Here is an 18,495-nt window from a genome sequence, read left to right as displayed (position 1 = left end):
TTCATACCCACTTTTTGACTTATTCCGACCGTGTGAAGAAGGGGCCGCTGCAAACCTTACCGGCCTGAACCGGCCAGGCTTGCAGCAGCATCAAAAACTAACGGGATGTCAAAAACCAAACAGGGTTATTGTTTGGCCTTTAATCCGGCCAGGACCTTTTCCGGAAGAGCGGGCAGTCTGGTGATGCGTACGCCGCAAGCATCGGTGATCCCATTGATAATGGAGGCATGGGGAGAGGTCAGGGGTGCCTCACCCACACCGGAGGCGCCAAAGGGTCCATGTTCACGGGGTGTCATCACATAGTCAACCACCAGTTTCTCGGGAATATCTTTAGGGTAAGGCAAGCCGCAGCTGATCAGGTCGATATGTTTATTCAGGTCTTCAAAGTCCTCGCTTAAGGCCAGGCCCAGTCCCTGGATCATGCCGCCGTACATTTGGCCGTCCACCACCAGCTTGTTGGCCAGGGTTCCTACATCAAAGATGCCTGTCATGCCGAGAACTTTTGTTTTTCCGGTCTGCACATCCACTTCCACTTCAGACATAAAGGCCGCATACATATAGGTGGTAAAAGGAGCGCCTTGTCCGGTTTCCAGATCGCAGCCGTTATAACCGGCGGGGGTGCCGTACTTGCCGATAAAGTGGGTGGGCAGACCTGCTTCAACCTGTTCGGCATAGGTCCGGTAAGTGCCGTCGGGCTTCTGAATGCCTTTCAGCAATTCTTCGCAGGCAATTTTAATGGCATTGCCCACCATCACTTGGGAGCGGCTCCCCCCGGCAGGACCGCTGGCCGGGGTTTTGGACGTATCATTCATCACCAGCTTGATCTGTTCCGGTTTGATTCCCAAAGGCAGGAGGGCTTGGTGGGCAGTGGCCACAGTCCCCATATCCGCCCCTTGGCCGTGGTCTTCCCAGGCGTTGAAGATGGTTACCCCGGTTTCCGTATAATCAGCCCAGGCTTCTGAGCCATCCGGATTATCCAGACCCGCTCCGTAGGCACCGAGTGAAATACCCACACCCCGTTTCTTATCCGCTGTCGATTCTGCTTTGGCCTTTTCCTTGGCGGCATCATACAGAGGCCGCAATTTATCCATCATTTCCACCAGACTGTAGACATCGGGCTGACAACCGGTGGGGGTGGTATCGCCGGGCCGGTAGATATTCTTATAGCGAAGCTCAAAGGGATCCATGCCCAGCTTCTCAGCCAGTTCATCCATCAGCACTTCCGTGGCAAAGAGGCTTTGGGGAGAGCCATAGGCACGGAAGGCGGAACCCCAGGCATGGTTGGTGCAGACGGTACGGCCGTTGCTGCGGATATTGGGAATCATATAGCTGGCACCGATAAACTGACTGCCCCGCAGGGTGACCAAATCACCGAATTCGGAATAAGGACCGTGGTCAACGCTCCAGTCCGCTTCCATAGCCAGCAGTTTCCCTTCCTTGGTCGCTCCGTACTTGAGGTTGATAAAGAAGGGGGAACGCTTGCCGGTATAGGTTATTTGCTGATAGTAGTCAAAGTTCAGGAAGACCGGCTTGCCGGTAGCCATGGCCGCCACTCCCAGCAGAGCTTCAATAGTGGGGCTGAATTTGTAGCCGAAAGTTCCGCCGGAGGGATTCTGGACCAGCACTAATTTATCCGGCTCCAAGCCCAAGCCCGGAGCGATCATGGCGTGGTGGAGATGGATGCCGATACTCTTGGAGTGGACCACCACCCGCTCCTGATCATCGATATAGGCAAAGCCTACATCCGGCTCCATGGGAAGATGAGGCTGACGCCCGACATAGAAATCATCCTGAACTACCACAACCTCAGAGTCTTCCATGATGGGAGCGGTCTCTTCCCCTTTAATGACCTTGGTTTCCCAGTATATATTGGGTGTTCCGGAATGGATTTCAATGGCATCATCAGCCATAGCCGCCGGTGCGCTCATATAAGCAGGCAGGATCTCCAGTTCAACCTTGACTTTTTCCACAGCGGCCTGAGCATGTTCTTCCGTATCAGCAGCCACAATAGCGATGGCATCCCCGAATTGGAAGACTTTTTCATCGCAAAGAATAGGACGATCCCAACCGTCACCCTTATTGTTAGGGAAGGTGATCAAGCCGGTAATACGGTTTTTCCCTTTCACATCCTTATGGGTAATTACCTTATAAACTCCCGGCATTTTCTCTGCTTCACTGGTGTCGATAGAAAGGATATTGGCATGGGAAACCTTAGCTTGAACCAATTTCAACTGCAAGGTCCCGCAGGGCATTTTGATCCCCAGATCCGCGCCGTAATCGCAGGTTCCAGTGACCTTAGCCAGAGCGGAGGGACGGATATAATTGCTGCCCCAAATGGAACCGTCCTGAGGGAGTTTTTCCCACAGTTCCTCCACTTTGACCTCGTCGCGGATTAAGCGGGCTGCGGTCATGACCGCATCGATCAAGGGCTTATACCCTGTACAGCGGCAGGCATTGCGGTGTCTTTGGAACCAGTCCCGCACCTCTTCCCGGGTAGGATTGGTGTTCTCATCCAGCAACCCTTTGGCAGAAACGATGAAGCCCGGACTGCAGAAACCGCATTGGGCTCCGCCATGGATCATCCAGGCCAGCTGCAGGGGATGGAGCTCCTTCTGGGTGCCGACACCCTCAATGGTGGTGATCTGTGCTTCGTCGGGAACCCGTTTCATTTTGGTCACACAGGAACGAATCACCTTGCCGTCCATGATGACGGAGCAGGCACCACATTGAGCTTTGCCACAGCCAATTTTGGTCCCGGTCAGATGCAGTTGTCCCCGCAGCACATTAGCCAGGGTTACTTCCTCATCGACGATGAGGGTTTGGCGTACTCCGTTGATGATGATGCTCTTGTTGATCAAAGAAACCACTCCTTTTTTATCAGAATATTTTTAACTTTGAACTATATATTGCAAGTTCCATGCCAAGTTATGGACTTGCTGATTTTTTTATGAAGCCGGGAAATAATCTGAGAAATCAAGGAGTTTAATCTCCACTATTCGTTCTTTGGAAACTGCCCCTCTGCCCAATGTTTCAAAAATGGACACTTTGGGCAGAAACACTGTAACTAAGCTGAACAGCACCTGGCTCTTAAAAGGATTTGAGCCTTGGCTGCGGTAGGTATTGAACAGTAGCGATAGATGTGCTAACCTTAATATTGGGAACTAATGGTAGCATGGGGACTCCTATTATGATTTGGAGTGATTGATGATGCCACAGGAGAATTGGCTGAGGTTTGTTAATGGAGAACCGACAGTTCAGAATATTGCGCCTTTGATTTACCGCTCTTGGCAACGAAGTCTGGCCTACAATATTGATCCTGCTGTTATTTCAAACAATAAGTTTCTTAACGACTCCGGCTTACGGGAATTGCGGGAATCACGGGAAGATCTGATCCGTGCTGCCGGCTCTGTCCTGCCTTTTCTGTTCCAGCTCCTCAACAGCTCTAATTTCTCCATTCTGCTTGGGGATAAGGATGCTTTTATTCTGGAATCCCTGGGGGATGGTCCTTTCTTAAGCAAAGCCCAGCGGATTTTCCTTTCTCCGGGGGGCAATTGGGGGGAAGATGTCAAAGGAACCAATGCCATCGGCACAGCACTTATCGAAGGCATGCCCGTTACCATACAGGGAATGGATCATTATGTCCAGGAGAACCACTTCTTGACCTGTTCAGCCGCACCCATCCACGGACTTCAAGGTGAAATCATTGGTGTGATCGACATCAGCGCCGAAATAGGGAATCAGCATTGCACTTTGGACATAGCCCTGGTCGGGGCCCGTTTAATTGAGCAGAACCTGCGGCATTTAACGATTGAAAGAGAGTTGAAATTCTATCAACAGGGGAGTAAGCTGGCTGTTGATCTTTTAAAGGACGGATGCCTTTCCATCGACCGGCATGGCATGATTACTCAAGTCAATGCCACGGGTGCTTCTCTGATTGGTCGAAAAAAAGACGACCTGATCGGCCGGCATGTTACCGATGTTTTAGGTGCTCCGAAAGGCTGGGTGCTGAATCAGGATACTCTTGATTTAAGACATAAGGATGGCAAAGGCCATGAACTGGTGACCCACTTTCAACGGATATCCGACAACTCGGGAAGCTCCTTGGGGGCTGTGGGGGTCATACAAATTACCGGCCAGAACCTTGATAACTTGAGCTGGGTAGGGAGAACCAGCCTTAAATCACGTGAGATTCTGGAAAAAGCCCACAAGGCGTCTCAAACCGATTTCTCCATCCTCCTGCAAGGGCAGACCGGAACGGGAAAAGAGATTATTGCCCGTATGATCCATGAAATAAGCCCGCGCCGCAACGGACCTTTTATTGCGCTTAACTGTGCCGCCATTCCCAACACCCTTCTGGAAAGTGAATTGTTCGGCTACGCCGACGGCGCTTTTACAGGTGCCCGCCGCGGGGGACAACCGGGAAAATTTGAACTTGCTCATGGAGGCACCATTTTCCTGGATGAGATCGGGGATATGCCGCTCAATGCCCAGGTGGCCCTTTTGCGTTTGCTTCAGGAAAAAGCACTGGTGCGCATCGGGGGCAAAACCTTGCAGAAAATTGATGTGCGTGTGATCACGGCTTCCCACAAAGATTTAAAGGCCCTTGTGGATGCCCATGCCTTTCGCCATGATTTGTTCTATCGGCTTAAGGTGGTATCCATCGAGCTGCCGCCGCTCAAGGAGCGGCTGGAAGATTTGCCTGAGCTGGTCACTCATTTTATACATAAAGCCTGTGCCGCTGTCAGCCGGCCCATAATCGACATGGCTGAGAGCGTCTATCCGTATTTTTATTCCTATAGCTGGCCGGGAAATGTTCGCGAATTGGAAAATTGCCTGGCCGGGATGGTCGCTATGTGTGACGATTCTCTGCTCACCGTCCGGGATCTGCCTCCGGAAGTGAGAGAATCCCTAAGTGAGAAAGATGAAGATGAATCTGTTTCTATGCTTGATTACCAAACCCGTCAGATCATTCTCCAGGCCCTGGTTAAAACTGACGGTAAAATTCTGCCTGCTTCCCGGCTCTTAGGCATCAGCCGTACGACCCTATACCGAAAGATGAAAGAGCTGAAGATCAGCCTGCCCAAAGCTTAAATACCCCAAGTATCATTGCCCGGGAAAACAAAAAGACCGTCATCACAACGGTCTCTTTGCTTTTCCGGGCAAGAGGATGTCGGACGATATCCGTCAACTATCTTCCCGGGAACAAAGTTAACACCATATTTTGATTATCGAGCCCCTCAACTTGTGCTTTATAGCCTTTTTTCTCCGCTGCAATTTCTCTTTCCCCGGCAAGCTTAGCCACCTTTTCTTTGGTGTCGAATACCCTGGCACTGGTGGGGCAAAGGTCGACACAGGCCGGGGATAAGCCGGAGCTTATGCGCTCTTGACACAGAGTGCATTTACCGACAAGGCCGTTATTCATGATGCGCATGGCTGCATAAGGGCAAACCGCTGCACATACCTGACAGCCCATGCATAACAATTCATTATGAAGGACGACACCGTCTTCAGTGCGTTTAATTGCTCCCACCGGGCAAACCGCCGCACATTGCGGCTCACTGCAATGACGGCAGGATACATGGGCGTAATACCTTACATAATGATCGTTCAGAAATTCAACCGGGTGCATTTTCAGGTAGTTATTATCTGTGGCCAGGCCATTCTCCTGCTTGCAGGCCGCTAAACAGGCTTTGCACCCAATGCAGGAGGTGCTGTCGATCAACATCGCCATATCGCTCATTTTTTACATCCCCCTTCGGAATAGGCCCGGCAGAGTACGTTTTTATGAGGGAAATTCCCGCCGGGCTGATCCAGCACGCTGGGCAATAGGGTATTGATCGAGTCTGAATTATATCGTTTGCTGAAGTAAGGTTGAGTAAAGAAATGATTTTGCGGCACGGAGTAAGTTAACTTAGCCGGCAGGGAAATGGCCCCTGACGGCGTCTCAATCCGGATCGCCTCGCCATCCTTAACGCCAAGCTTAAGTGCCGTCTGGGGATGAACCTCCACATAGGGCTTTTCGAATTCCCGCGCCAATCTGCTGTATTGACATTGGGTATGATAATGGGCAGCCACCTTAACTGAGCTGATGAAGTAAGGATAGTCTTCAATACTCAACGCTTCATTTCCCGGGGATTTCAAGGGATCTTTGTAGTGAAGCACACTCCCTTTCCCCCTCAATAATTCAACCTTCTTGGAGGGGGTATTGAAGCCTTTGCTGTACAGCCTGTGGCTTTCTTCGCCGCCCTCAGGATAAGGATAATGGACGCCGCCCGGCTTTTCCTGCATTTTTTCCACGGTAATGGCGCTGATACCGGCAATATGCCGCCGCTCCATATCCCAGGCTTCTTCAGGGGTGTCGGTAAAATACTCTGTGGGGAGACCCATTTTTGCCGCAAGCAATTTAAAGACTTCGGCCGCCGGTTTTGATTCGCCATAAGGCTCCACGGCTTTATCCCGCCATTGCATGACTCTGTGAATTCCCGGCTGCATGCCCGCTTCTTCCAGCCAATGGGTTGCCGGGATGACGATATGGGCTAAACAGGCGGAGTCATCAAGGGTTAAGGTATGGGATACAACGAAATCAAGCTTCTCTAAGGCCTTTTTCATACGAGCGCTTTCCGGCCAGTTAGCACAAGGGTTGCCCGCAATATAGATCATTTTGATCTGACCGGTCTCCATCCCTGCGATGACCTTGTCAGCCGGAAGTTTAAAGCTGGGCTTGACGACATGTTCCGGTTTGATCAAATCAGCCGGCTGTCCATACCCATTAATATGGGAAACCACTCCTGCACCCGGTTTGCCTACATTGCCGAGAATGGCAAATAAGGATTCAAAAGCCATCAAGGCCTGCTCTCCATTGTTGACCATGACAATGCCTCGTCCCGGCCACATAATGGCAGGTTTTTGGGTGCCCAGCTCATAGGCCAGCTCCTCAATGACCTTTTGCGGTACCCCGGTGATCGCCGCCGCCTTCTCTGCTGTAAAATCTTCAACCGCTTGAGCCAGTTCCGCAAAGCCATTCACTTGATCGCGGACAAATGCTTCGTCATAGTGCTTATGCTTAATGACCAGATGCAGAAGGGCCATACCTAAAGCAGCATCGGTGCCTGGGTTAACTTGAATAAATTGATCGCTGAGCTGGGCGGTTTCCGTATAACGGGTATCGATAGTGATGATTTTAGCGCCATGTTTTTGGCCTTCCTGCAGCCAATGAAATTGTCCGGCTTTTGTTTGGGCACAGTTATTGCCCACGTTTAAAACAAGCTTTGAGTAAATGACATCATGAAGGGGCGCTGAAGCCGCAGCCTTGCCGAACATTTCTTTTCTGACTTTTTCCTCTGAGCTGAAACAAATGGGTCCAGTGCCATAGTTGGCAAAACCGGCTATTTCGCCAAAAATCTTCAGGGCGAACTTGCTGAAGGAGCCGCCAATTTTAGAGGTAATGCCGATCACAGAACCTGTGCCGAAGTTGTCTGAGAACCCCTTATACTTCTTGGCAATGGTATCGATGGCTTCCTCCCAGCTGATCCGCACAAATTCACCGTTGACTTTCTTCAAAGGATAGCGAACCCGTTCCGGTCCCCGCAGGTTTTCAATAATCTCGATGGGTTTTGGGCATATTTTGCCTTTATTATAGGGATTATCCGGATCGCCATAAATAGCTTTTATAGTTCCCTCAGGGCCTATATGAACTTTCAGCCCGCACCCACCGTTGCAAAGGCAGCAAATTGAGGTTTTAACCTTGTCACTGTCCGGCATAACGGTTCTATTTCTATGAAGTCCCTGGACTCTAACAAATGCCACAGACAATTCCCCCTTTTGCTTCTGCTCCGCAATATCCCTGAAACCGGACCGGATGATTGAGCCAATAGTTTAAGGTCTCCAGGCTTACTTTGGTTTTTTGCTTGATCATAGCGGTCAGAATACCGGCGCCATCAATATCGCCGACCATGATCATCCCCACCAGAATGTCATCCTTGACAATAAACTTGCGATAACGTTTGGTTACTTTATCATAAGTGCTCAGCTCTTGCCCTTCTCCGGTGGGCAAATAAGGAATTCCCGCCGAAACGACGCCAACGCCGCAAAATACTGCTGAATTAGAGCCGACTGATCCCTCATAAATTCTCTCCACTCCGACCATATTGCTGCCGGCCACGGTTCCTTGCGCTGTCGCCACAGGCCAGATGGAAATAACCCTTTTTTCATCCCAAACAGCGTGATACGCTTCGGCAACATCTCCTGCTGCATAGATATCGGGAACTGTCGTTTGCATATGCTTATCGACGATAATCCCGTTATTAACCTCGATACCGGTGTTTTTTACCAGATCGACATTGGGGCTGACTCCAGCGGCCATCAGCACCAATTGACAAGGAATTTCCTTTCCGGAGCTAAGACGTACTCCTTCTACCTTGCCTTGGCCCAAAATCTTGCTTAATTTAGTGTTGTAAATGATTTCATAGCCATCCTGCTCCAATAACTCGGTGATAATTTGCCCGGTATGAGGATCGACTGAGCGGGACATGATCCGGGAATTAACGATGAGCGAAACCTTAATCCCCAGTTCATGGAGCCCATGGGCTCCCTTAAGCCCTACTAATCCGGCTCCCATGACCACTGCTTCCTTAACATGGGGGGCAAAATCCATGATCCTGCGGGCATCTTCCAGAGTGCGGAGCTCGAATACCCCTTCCAAATCAAGTCCCTCAACCGGTAAGGAGTAGGGAGAAGCACCTGTGGCAATCAAGAGCTTATCATAGCCGACGATTTCCCCTGATTGCAAGGTAAGGCTTTTCTCAGTATCATTGACCTGTTCAACCTTTTGCGGAATAAAGTCAATGCCTGTCGCCGCATAGAAATTGGCATCACGAATATAAATGCGGTCTTGATCGATTTCTTCACCAATATAATAGGAAGTCAGGCAGCGTGAGTAAGGCCGGTTGTTCTCTTCGGAGATCATGGTTATTTTTCCCGATGAGTCAAGTCCCCGGATCGCCTCCGCTGCAAAAACTCCCGCGGCGCTGTTGCCAATAATTACATAATGCATAGCCGATCACCTTCAATCTCTTTTTCATACTCGGCGGCAGTACCAAAAAAGAGCGCCTTCCTCGAACAAGCTAAAATACAAGGCGGTTGTTCTTCATCCAGGCATAATTGACATTTTCCGGCTTTGCCGGTTGTCAGCTGAGGAGCGATGGCGGCGAACGGACACACCATGACACACATATAGCAGCTCACACATTGCCTGGCATCATGGCTCACATGTCCTGACACAGAATAACTCAGGGCACCGGCCATGCAAGCTTCCACACAGGAAGCGTGGACACAGTTTTGACAAACAGATACTGAATAACGGCCATCTGCTCCGGATACTCTGATGTGAGGCTTTGCTAAAGGTGTCTCAGTTTTAGAGTTAAACAGGCTTTGGGTTTGGGATTGCTTTTGGCGGCAAACCTGCTCACAAGCTAGGCATCCGTTACATCGTTCAGGTATAAAGTAAATTTTTCGCATGTGTCTCTCCTTCCTAATTCGTGTTCTGCGAAACGGCTTGTCGTGATGAATCAAATTGATCATTGAATACAAAGGCGCTATTGCTGAACATTTCTTTAACTTTGCTGATATCGTAATCCAGAAAATACTTTGCTCTGTTTAAGGCTTGGTTGGATGATGCGAATAAATCTTCCTGAGAAATAAAAATATTCTCATCACCTATTTCCTGGGCAAGCTTTGATTCGGTCAGCAATTTATCGACATTTGAACTCACACCGGATATGATAACTTTTCCTCCCGTTTCTTTGATCTTCTGGACAAACAGCTTGAGGGTATCCAGGGAGGTCACATCAATACTATTCACTCTTTTCATGCGAATGATCACAATACTGGCTTTGCCAACGAGCAAATCCAACTTCTTTTCCAGTTCATCGGCACAGCCGAAGTAAAGATTGCCTTGGATATGCACGATGAGCGTATCTGCTTTTTCCTCAACCGATTGGATCTCTTTTTCGAGGAAGGCATTCTCCTTTCCCTGAGCAGGAGTAAGGATTTTGATATGCACTTTGCTGCCTTCCCGCAGATAGATCATAATTGAGACGGCAATCCCTAAATAAACCGCCGTATCCAAATGGGGCAAGAGCACTGCCGCAATGGCTGTGGTGCCCATGACTAAGGCGTCTGCTTTGTTTAACTTAAATATTCTTTTAATCTCGGCTCTATTCACCATATTATAGGCAATGTTTAATATGACGCCGGCCAAACTGGCCATGGGAATATATTTGGCATAGGAGCCCAGGAAAAGAAGCACAATGGCCACAAAAACCCCTGAAAGAATACCTGCTATACGTGTGGCAGCGCCGCTTTGGAAATTGATGGCAGAGCGGCTGAACGAGCCGGTTCCCGGAAAACATTGAAAGAAGGGGGCAACCACGTTGGTGATTCCTTGCCCGATGATCTCCTGATTGGCATCAATTTTTTGTCTGGATTGGGAGGCAATCGCCTTGGAAATTGAAATAGCCTCTACCAAAGCAATAATGGCAATTGCGAAAGCACCGCTCAGTAATTCGCCGGCCATTCCCCAATCAAAATGGATCATTCTAAAAGGCGGCAGCTGGGATGGAATCGTTCCGGTGAGCTTTACTCCAAATTGCTCCAAGGAGAACATGGCTACCAGAGCCGAGGAGAGGCAGACTCCCAGTAAGGCGCCGGGCAGATTTCTGTTTATTTTTTTACAAATCATAATGACAAGGATCGAGAGCAGGCCTAACCCAAGGGCGTAATAATTAACCGTTTCCAAATGAGTCAGGATATAGACTAATTTATTAAGGGTCGACATTTCCGAAGAATTCGGGATGGAAATACCCAGAAATGAGTTCAATTGACCTAATCCGATCAGTACGGCCGCACCGGCAGTAAAACCGACAATCACCGAATGGGAGACAAAGTTGATTAATTTGCCAAGTCTTAATACCCCAAACAGCAATTGCAGCGCACCAACCAAAAAAGTCAAGAGAAAGAGTATTTCATAAGCGTTTTCCAAACCCATATAATTTTTCATACTGCTGGCGACCAGGAGGGCGATCGCATTGGTCGGTCCCCCGATCAAGTGATTGGAGCTGGAAAAGAGCGAGCAGAAAATGGTTGACACAATTGCCGTATAAAGACCATAAACCGGGTTGACCCCTGCAATCAGTGCATACGCCATCGATTGAGGAACAGCAATCACCGCCACCGTCAAGGCGGCAGTTATATCCTTCTTGATATACTCCTTCTTATAGGTTCTAAGAGTATCAATCAAAGGGAGATGTTTCTCAAGTTTTAATACCGCTGTATTCATACCCCTTACCTTTCTTTCTTCAAAAAAGTAATCAAAGTAAACGAAAAAGTAATCTGATTGAAAACTTACAATTCGGATATAAGCGGGACATAGCTTTGTCACTGATTCCAGGGCCAGCCCCGCCTCGAACTTCTCATCACTTTCTTTCTCTGTATCCTCTGCCAAGTTCTCTGTTAATCTGCTGAACATCATGCTTAAAACTGATTTCCTGCACAACGATCGCCGGCAGTTCCCTGACCTCTGCTTCAGATTGAATAATCTTGCCCACAGGAACTGAACTATCATCGGGCAACTCTACATTCAGGACCATGGCGCCATGGGATATAAATGAATTTCTACCAAGTGTGGCATTGTGAACTATCGCTCTAAAACCCACAAACGTTTCCCTGCCGATAACGGCCGGTCCATGCACCAGGGCGCAATGAGCTATGCTGCAGTCCTGGCCAATCTCGATAGAGCCACCCTTCAGACAGTGCATGATCACTCCGTCTTGTATATTGACTCCTGCACCAATGATAATAGTCAATCCCTCATCTGCCCGAAGCACTACATTGGGGCAAATCATTACATTCTCACAAACTCTGACATCACCGATCAACACAGCCGTTGGATGAACATAAGCCGTATGATGAACTTTAGGGTGCTTTGAAGTCCTATTCCACGATGTCTTTGGAGAATTCTCTAATATCATTACTACAGGCCTCCTCGAACCACTGATGCTCAGACATTCACGTACGCCTCAATACGCTAAAAACCACTATCACAAATAATTAGACTAACTATCTCTTAGATGTTAATGCCAAACACCGGCAAGAAATATTTTAGGCCAATATAGAATAAAAGAACTCCTAAGAACATTTTCATATAGCGGGCATTGATATACTTGGATAGTCTGGCCGCTACAACTGTTCCGATGGCAACACCAGCCAATTCGAAGGCCAAAAAGGTAAGGTCCAAGGAACTGCCCATAGAAAGGTAATTCAGAATACTGGTTGATGAAGATACCAGGATGGATAGAGTTGAAGTTCCGGCCACAATATACATTGGGAATCCCAGGATGCTGGTCATAAAAGGAACAAGTAAAAATCCGCCGCCTACTCCCAAGGAAGCAGACAGAATAGCAACTAGTAACCCTGCAATAAAGACAACTATGGCATTATACGTGAATTCTTCGCCAGAAAAAGTAAAGCTGTTCTTGATGCCGGTTTTTTGGAATTTAACGCCGATTTCCTTGATCTCGTTTAATTTTCCTTGTTCACTAAGTTCTTTAACTTTTTTAGCAAAATTATCATTGGCCTGCTTTACTTTCTTTTGGCTATTGATAAATTTATTAGTACATTCATAGGCGATTCGGAAGGAAATACCCAGGGTCACTATACCAAAAAAAGGTTTAAAGGTAGCCATATCCTTTAATAAAGAATGGGAGAGCGTGGAACCAATCAAGGCACCGATGATTCCGCCTAAGCCCAAAACGATTGCGGTGGGAATAACAACCCTGCGCTCTCTGAAATAGAGGGGGGTTCCTACGATAGGGGTGACAAGGGTTAAAATCTGGTTCATGGGTTTTACCATATTGGCATTTTTAAGTCCGAAAATACTCATATGACCTACACCAGCCAGGATACCTCCGGCTGCTCCAACGGATGTAAAGACATATCCGATAAAAACACCCCAAAGGACTAAAAAAATGGGATTTGCATCAACGCCGGCTAATGGAAAATGCATAATAGACGCCTCCTGTTTTTTATTTTTCAGTGATTACCTGGAAACATTCCCGGGCTGCCTTAGCATGTCGTGACATAATCAACTTGAACAACGGTTTTAATACTAAATGAAATAAAAAGTACATACCTAGATAAGCGAATACTGTGTTTATTGACCAGTCAAAAAGAGGAATTGTGATGGTTTTAAATTTCAGACTAATTAAACATGCCAGGACAAGGTGGGGAGAAAACTTATACAGGGAGTCAATGCCTAAAGCTGTCAGATACTCGAAAAATACTTCCCTCATCTCCGCCTCAACCGATTTATAGGCTGCTGCATCCTGGATATCTGCCGCGACTTTTAACAGTTGATCCAATTCCTGATACCTTTGCTTATGCTGCTGAATTTTTTGGGAGTGAGGATCCTTTAGAAAATTTAGAAATCTGAGAATATTTATCAACATAAAACCCCTTTCTAAATTTACTGAGTCCAGCCCGCTGCTTGTTCCAGTTCCCCCTTTCACTTTGTTGGGCTATAGAAAAAATTTATCATAACTATAAAAAAATGCATGCTAGAAAAACGACATTATTTGTGTCATTTATCCAACACCTTTTATGTCGCAAAAATGACATTTGCCAATAAAAAAAAGATGCCTCCCGACTCAGTCCCTGCCACAGACTGACCGGAGGCATCCCCTCTCCTCTTTAAGTTAAACTATCCAATTATTCAGCTTATCAAAATCCAATATATATAATTCCTTATCCTCAATAGCAATACTATTCTCTTCCTTAAAGACATTAAGCAGGGAAGTCACATTCTGCCTGGTGGTACCTATCATATAAGCAATCTCTTCGTGAGTTAAACGAAAGTTTATTTTCGTACCTCTGGGAGTTTCTACTCCCATGCGTTTGGCCATTTTTACTAAAAACATCGCCAGTCTTCCGGAGACCTGGAAGCAGGCTATTTCTTCGATAATCTGTTCCGCCTCCCGCATCCGAATCGCCAGAGTGATTGAAGCCTTAATGGCAATTGCCGGATATTTCACAAGTAAATCCATAAATTGAGGATTCCGCACTACCACCAGTGTGACCTCATTAATAGCACTGGCAAAACAGGTCCGATCCCCTCTGTACAGCGTTTCTGCAAGCCCCATCAATTGTCCGGGGGATCTTATGCTTCCCACCGTAACCTTTTTACCATAGGGAGTCACCCGGAAGATTCTTACATAGCCCTCCTTGATATAGTAGATACGATCAGCCGTATCACTTTCCGAAAAAATGACCTGGCCGCGGTGATAACGCATGATAGTTCCAAATTGCAGGATGCAGCTCTCTTCTTCTTTACTCAACAATGTTTTAGCAAAGTTAGCATTTTCTATCATAGGCTTTACCTCATGCTTTACAAACTTGGCATTAAAAGTCATTGTGTCATCCATCACGATTCTATCATGATTCACAGATAACTACTATATTTGCCGACATTCATTTTCTTAATGATGAAAATAGTATTTATTTATATTTATTCTAAGGATCTACCATTCAGGCAGGAGGGCCTGCCGCCAAACGTTTAGCCAAACGCAGGCGCAGGCCCTATTTGTTTAGTATAAGCCAAGCAGCTTTAGTTTAGTTCTATTTCCTGATTGACAACTAAGTGTGCTTCAGGCTGATTAATGGTTATGGTGATTTTTTTACTGGTCTTCCACAATTCATCTTCACTATCCATTTCGAAACCTACACCCATTCTATCTCCATTATGAAAACTTCCACTGCCCCCTACCTCAAGCACTTCTCCATGCTCATTGGTGATTCTCAGTCCTGTGGAATAGTTGTTAAATCGTTCAACAAAAACTGGGTCCGGGGCCATTATAATATAGGGCTGCTTCTTAAGGAGCTTTTGGGGAGGCTCCACGATCTCCAGCTCCAGCCAGCTCTTTGGATCAATACTCGATAATCTGACCATGCCGTCATAGAAGGATACTGCCGGGACCTGCTCCTCAGAAACTTCGCTTGGTCCTTCTTTACTTACATAAAACGACCAATCTACAGGTATATTTATAGCCTCGGAAGTTTTGAATTGGATAGCCCCAATATCCAGGGATACCTTACCTGGCCATCGGTTCAAGGGTTGCGCAGAGAAGATAAACTTGAAGGAATTCGGAGCATCGCCAGGAACAATGGATTCGTAGCTAAGTCCTGCCGATTGCCCGCCAGACTTTATTGAACCCTGAAGGTGACTTAGGGTTTCTCCCTCCTGCAGCTTTGCTTCGCCATAGAGCAAGGTTTGCGAGGACTTTACCTCCAGGCCTGTTAAGCGAAGGCTTCTCCCCTCCCATTCATAACTCTTATCAAGGGTCACTATTTCCGAGGACTCCTTTAGAAATTCATCCCTGAGAGGAAGGTTCACTGAGATTTCACCCTTAATGGCTGCAACTGGCTCAGGCTTCATAGAACCTTCAGGGATGATCCAATTGGAAACCGTTAAGGTAAGCTCCTCTGCCGGAACCGGAGGATGATAGCCCATAAACACCATGATCTGATGATACCCTTCCGGAGAGATGCCACCCCACCTTTTACCTAAAGGCTCCATGGAAGAATTGTCTCTCATATAGTCTTCCGGGGGTATATCAATCACCCTCTGGGACGCCATCAGATAATTTTGGTTCGGTTCCGTGACCGTATAGAGCACATAGGTATAAGACGGGGTATACCACACCTTTTCAAAAGTCACTACAGCCTCTGTGTCGGGAATAGGCTTGGTTATATTAATATCTACAATTTGCCCTGACTGTTGAGCCCTCTGCCAGCCTGGGACAAGGCTATTGGCAAAGTCTTCTGCTGAATTCACTTTAACCGGCACTTCATTGTTAAAACTCCTGCCATAGAAAAAGCTGCCTGCACTGGCTAAAAGCATTATGATCAGAACGAGGGTTCCTGCGGCAAACATACGTTTCCTAACTTTAAGCAGAAATATTTTCGCCGATCGAAATTTATCTTCCTCCTCAGTATTTACTCGATCAGGATAAGGTATCTCTATCCGAACATCCGGTACTTGGTCACCGCTATCCCGGTACTTTTCCCGGCATTCAGAACACTGCTCCAAATGCCATTCGATAAAATCCTTCGTTTCTTGTGATACGAGTTCGTCATTATATAGGGGCATAAGATCCTCGGTGAGCCTGCAGTAATCAATCTTCACTTTCCATCCTCCTTTCCAGGTCTGCATAGGCCTCTTTGAGCTTCTGTTTCGCTCTATAGAAGGTTACCCGAACCCAATTTTCCGTCTTCCCCAATATCTTCGCGATCTCTCCATAGCTCAGTTCTTCAAACTCCCTGAGAATAATCACTGTCCGATAAGTTTCCGGCAGATTGTAGATTGTTCTTTTGATGCTCAGGCTTTGCTCTTTGCGCAGGAGCTGTTCCGCCGGATCCATATGACTCTCTCCTGACTCCATAAATACTTCAGCAAAGGAGGTCAGAACGATGCCCTTAGGACGCTCCTTACTCATCTTGCTAAGATAGGTATTGCGGGCAATGGCATAGAGCCATGTTTTTAGCGAAGATTCATTGCGAAATTTTGGCAGTGCCTGTAACGCCCGTAAAAATGTTTCTTGGGTTAATTCCTCTGCCAGGTCATATTCACCCGATAGTCGCAAAAGATAGCCAAAGATCGGCTCCCTAAGTTCTATATACATTTCTTTTAGGTTTCTCATCGCAGCATCACCCAGACACCGCCTTTCACTTGCTTCTACCTACTTAGTAAGAAAGCGTTGCCGTTTATTACAGAAAAAAATAAAAAAATAGACAAAACGGCGATAAACTTTAAAGGTTAACCGCCGATAAAATCTGTACATCCTGATGCCTATAAAAAATCCTCTAATAGCCGGCCTCCACAGCCTTTATTTGATCGTAAAGGCACTGATTCACCGGTGTGGCAATCCCATGCTTTTTCCCCAGTTCTATGACTGTACCGGCAAAAAGCTCCACTTCGCTATAACGTCCGGCTTCAACATCCTGACGCATTGAAGGTTTTCCTTGCGGGCTTAATTGGCTGAGGACCTCTAACCAATAATCCAAATCAGCTTCGCTTAAGTCAACGCCCTCTTTTTCCGCTAAGACAATTACCTCTTTCATCGCTGCAATCATCGTATCCCTGGCCTGTCCTTCTCTTTGGATAACACCATAATTGCTGCCATAGACAGCCACCGCCTGGTTGACACCCACATTGAGCATCAATTTACCCCACAGGCGCTTCGGCATATCAGTATCAACGAGATAAGGGAATTCCATCTTCGCGAAAAAGTCTGCCACTCTCTTAACCTTAGATGAGCTGCTTCCAGGCTCCCGATCTCCAAAACAAAGAAAACCCATATGGGCATAAGTCAGTCTATTCCCTTCTTTGACCGCATCCATTCCCTGGGCAACAGCGTATAAGACTTTGTCGTGGCCATAAACCTGACCAATCCTGGCTTCACTGGTAATCCCATTCAAAGCAGACAAAATAAGCGTATTCTCCCCCACTTGATTCCTGACGGCCCGGACAGCCTCTTCTAAGCCGCTGTATTTTACCGTAAAAAGTATAAGATCGGCGGGTGAAGCTTTTTCCTTCGGTGTCATATAGTGGAACTCACACCGCTGCCCATTACAAAAAATCGAATCCTTTATATATCTATCTACTCTCTGTCGATCAGCAATGATCCTTAAATCAGCCTGTGGCATTCTCTTTGCCAGATGATTTCCATACAATATTCCCATAGCACCTAAGCCGATAATTGCTACCGTTTTAATCTCCATATCCGACTCAATCCCCCGCCAACTATTCTAAGGGTCCCTATTTCTTATATAGATAAACCTCAAATACAGTATACCATTTGTACCCTGAGTAGTTGTAGCCGATTAGTCGCTTTGAAATAGGCGCAAGGGCGGGACTCCCTCCAGAGCTTTTGCCTAAACTGTTTTTCACAAGGATGAAATCGGACACGAATCCGATTTTGCTGTTCACAGAGTATTGTATTCAGAACGTACGTTCCATGCGCCTTAGTTAAGGTAGTAAAGGCATACTGTGTCTTTACGTATCAGCCCTGGAGGTCTTAACTGACCTGTTCGGGATACGAAATGATGTAGTACATCATTTCGGCCAAGCCACACGGCCCCATAAACCCGCTGCGTGGCGCCGGCGTACGGGTGGTACCGACCCCAAAGCCTCTTGCACACACCTTGTTTTTTCCGCAAGGAAAAAAGCTAACACCCCCACCCACGAGATCTTAAATGCTTGTCTCCAAATTGGTCACCAGTGACCAATTTGGAGACAAGCAAAAAGACCATCATGATGATGGTCTCTTCACTCTACTTACCTGGCAACGACTTACTTTCCCAGGACCCTGCGGTCCAAGTATCATCAGCCCTGGAGGTCTTAACTTCCGTGTTCGGGATGGGAACGGGTGGGACCCCTCCGGTATA

At 47.2% G+C, this 18,495-nt stretch carries 14 protein-coding genes and 1 rRNA gene; 1 reads left to right on the top strand and 14 read right to left on the bottom strand.

Annotation, left to right across the window (positions count from 1 at the left end; translation table 11 throughout):
• Positions 1-125: 125 nt before the first annotated feature.
• Entirely contained in the window at positions 126-2,858 is a 2,733-nt protein-coding gene (locus BUA14_RS18355; RefSeq protein WP_072773922.1) for a molybdopterin-dependent aldehyde oxidoreductase, read from the bottom strand.
• 349 nt (positions 2,859-3,207) lie between these two features.
• Here BUA14_RS18355 and BUA14_RS18350 point away from each other — a divergent pair, with 349 nt between their 5' ends.
• Positions 3,208-5,091, top strand: coding sequence for a sigma-54-dependent Fis family transcriptional regulator (locus tag BUA14_RS18350; protein ID WP_072773921.1), 1,884 nt, complete (start codon positions 3,208-3,210; stop codon positions 5,089-5,091).
• Positions 5,092-5,188: 97 nt separating this feature from the next.
• Here the strand turns inward: BUA14_RS18350 and BUA14_RS18345 are convergent, their stop codons facing one another.
• From BUA14_RS18345 to rrf, 13 genes are all read right to left on the bottom strand, one after another.
• Entirely contained in the window at positions 5,189-5,740 is a 552-nt protein-coding gene (locus BUA14_RS18345) for a 4Fe-4S dicluster domain-containing protein (protein ID WP_072773920.1), read from the bottom strand.
• Complete coding sequence (locus BUA14_RS18340) at positions 5,737-7,806, bottom strand: molybdopterin-containing oxidoreductase family protein (protein ID WP_072773919.1); 2,070 nt, start codon at positions 7,804-7,806, stop codon at positions 5,737-5,739. Before BUA14_RS18340 ends, BUA14_RS18345 begins: the two co-directional genes overlap by 4 nt.
• Positions 7,793-9,052 carry an NAD(P)/FAD-dependent oxidoreductase gene (locus tag BUA14_RS18335; protein WP_072773918.1) on the bottom strand — a complete coding sequence of 420 codons (1,260 nt, stop codon included), beginning with the start codon at positions 9,050-9,052 and terminating at the stop codon, positions 7,793-7,795. The genes BUA14_RS18340 and BUA14_RS18335 overlap by 14 nt, the downstream gene beginning before the upstream one ends.
• Positions 9,040-9,516 (bottom strand): 4Fe-4S dicluster domain-containing protein, encoded by a 477-nt coding sequence (locus BUA14_RS18330; protein WP_072773917.1) that lies wholly within the window; start codon positions 9,514-9,516, stop codon positions 9,040-9,042. The genes BUA14_RS18335 and BUA14_RS18330 overlap by 13 nt, the downstream gene beginning before the upstream one ends.
• A gap of 13 nt (positions 9,517-9,529) precedes the next feature.
• The gene (locus tag BUA14_RS18325) at positions 9,530-11,335 is read right to left on the bottom strand and encodes a sulfate permease (protein ID WP_072774086.1); all 1,806 of its coding nucleotides are present in this window, start codon (positions 11,333-11,335) and stop codon (positions 9,530-9,532) included.
• Between the two features lie 136 nt (positions 11,336-11,471).
• The gene (locus BUA14_RS18320) at positions 11,472-12,026 is read right to left on the bottom strand and encodes a gamma carbonic anhydrase family protein (protein WP_072773916.1); all 555 of its coding nucleotides are present in this window, start codon (positions 12,024-12,026) and stop codon (positions 11,472-11,474) included.
• A 95-nt stretch (positions 12,027-12,121) separates the two neighbouring features.
• Positions 12,122-13,060 carry a sulfite exporter TauE/SafE family protein gene (locus BUA14_RS18315; protein ID WP_072773915.1) on the bottom strand — a complete coding sequence of 313 codons (939 nt, stop codon included), beginning with the start codon at positions 13,058-13,060 and terminating at the stop codon, positions 12,122-12,124.
• A 19-nt stretch (positions 13,061-13,079) separates the two neighbouring features.
• A complete protein-coding gene (locus BUA14_RS18310) occupies positions 13,080-13,502 on the bottom strand; it encodes a hypothetical protein (protein ID WP_072773914.1) in 423 nt (140 codons plus the stop codon).
• A gap of 246 nt (positions 13,503-13,748) precedes the next feature.
• Positions 13,749-14,420 carry a Crp/Fnr family transcriptional regulator gene (locus tag BUA14_RS18305; protein WP_018211429.1) on the bottom strand — a complete coding sequence of 224 codons (672 nt, stop codon included), beginning with the start codon at positions 14,418-14,420 and terminating at the stop codon, positions 13,749-13,751.
• Between the two features lie 236 nt (positions 14,421-14,656).
• The gene (locus BUA14_RS18300) at positions 14,657-16,234 is read right to left on the bottom strand and encodes a zf-HC2 domain-containing protein (RefSeq protein WP_178371734.1); all 1,578 of its coding nucleotides are present in this window, start codon (positions 16,232-16,234) and stop codon (positions 14,657-14,659) included.
• On the bottom strand, positions 16,224-16,748 hold the full coding sequence (locus BUA14_RS18295; protein WP_072773912.1) for an RNA polymerase sigma factor: 525 nt from the start codon (positions 16,746-16,748) through the stop codon (positions 16,224-16,226). The genes BUA14_RS18300 and BUA14_RS18295 overlap by 11 nt, the downstream gene beginning before the upstream one ends.
• A gap of 163 nt (positions 16,749-16,911) precedes the next feature.
• A complete protein-coding gene (locus BUA14_RS18290; RefSeq protein WP_072773911.1) occupies positions 16,912-17,829 on the bottom strand; it encodes a ketopantoate reductase family protein in 918 nt (305 codons plus the stop codon).
• Between the two features lie 558 nt (positions 17,830-18,387).
• Positions 18,388-18,495: ribosomal RNA gene (rrf, locus tag BUA14_RS18285) — 5S ribosomal RNA — on the bottom strand; the annotation flags it as partial.

It is taken from the genome of Desulfitobacterium chlororespirans DSM 11544 (genome assembly GCF_900143285.1).
Classification (GTDB): Bacteria; Bacillota; Desulfitobacteriia; order Desulfitobacteriales; family Desulfitobacteriaceae; genus Desulfitobacterium; species Desulfitobacterium chlororespirans.
The sequence above is the reverse complement of the archived record's forward strand: the minus strand, read 5'-3'. Positions and strand labels throughout refer to the sequence as shown.

What these genes read in the sequence shown, in the direction of transcription:
- BUA14_RS18350 (WP_072773921.1), top strand. Translation starts at nt 3,208, where the DNA reads ATGCCACAGGAGAATTGGCTGAGGTTTGTTAATGGAGAACCGACAGTT.
- BUA14_RS18345 (WP_072773920.1), bottom strand. Translation starts at nt 5,740, where the DNA reads ATGAGCGATATGGCGATGTTGATCGACAGCACCTCCTGCATTGGGTGC.
- BUA14_RS18335 (WP_072773918.1), bottom strand. Translation starts at nt 9,052, where the DNA reads ATGCATTATGTAATTATTGGCAACAGCGCCGCGGGAGTTTTTGCAGCG.
- BUA14_RS18330 (WP_072773917.1), bottom strand. Translation starts at nt 9,516, where the DNA reads ATGCGAAAAATTTACTTTATACCTGAACGATGTAACGGATGCCTAGCT.
- BUA14_RS18325 (WP_072774086.1), bottom strand. Translation starts at nt 11,335, where the DNA reads ATGAATACAGCGGTATTAAAACTTGAGAAACATCTCCCTTTGATTGAT.
- BUA14_RS18320 (WP_072773916.1), bottom strand. Translation starts at nt 12,026, where the DNA reads ATGATATTAGAGAATTCTCCAAAGACATCGTGGAATAGGACTTCAAAG.
- BUA14_RS18315 (WP_072773915.1), bottom strand. Translation starts at nt 13,060, where the DNA reads ATGCATTTTCCATTAGCCGGCGTTGATGCAAATCCCATTTTTTTAGTC.
- BUA14_RS18310 (WP_072773914.1), bottom strand. Translation starts at nt 13,502, where the DNA reads ATGTTGATAAATATTCTCAGATTTCTAAATTTTCTAAAGGATCCTCAC.
- BUA14_RS18305 (WP_018211429.1), bottom strand. Translation starts at nt 14,420, where the DNA reads ATGATAGAAAATGCTAACTTTGCTAAAACATTGTTGAGTAAAGAAGAA.
- BUA14_RS18295 (WP_072773912.1), bottom strand. Translation starts at nt 16,748, where the DNA reads ATGAGAAACCTAAAAGAAATGTATATAGAACTTAGGGAGCCGATCTTT.
- BUA14_RS18290 (WP_072773911.1), bottom strand. Translation starts at nt 17,829, where the DNA reads ATGGAGATTAAAACGGTAGCAATTATCGGCTTAGGTGCTATGGGAATA.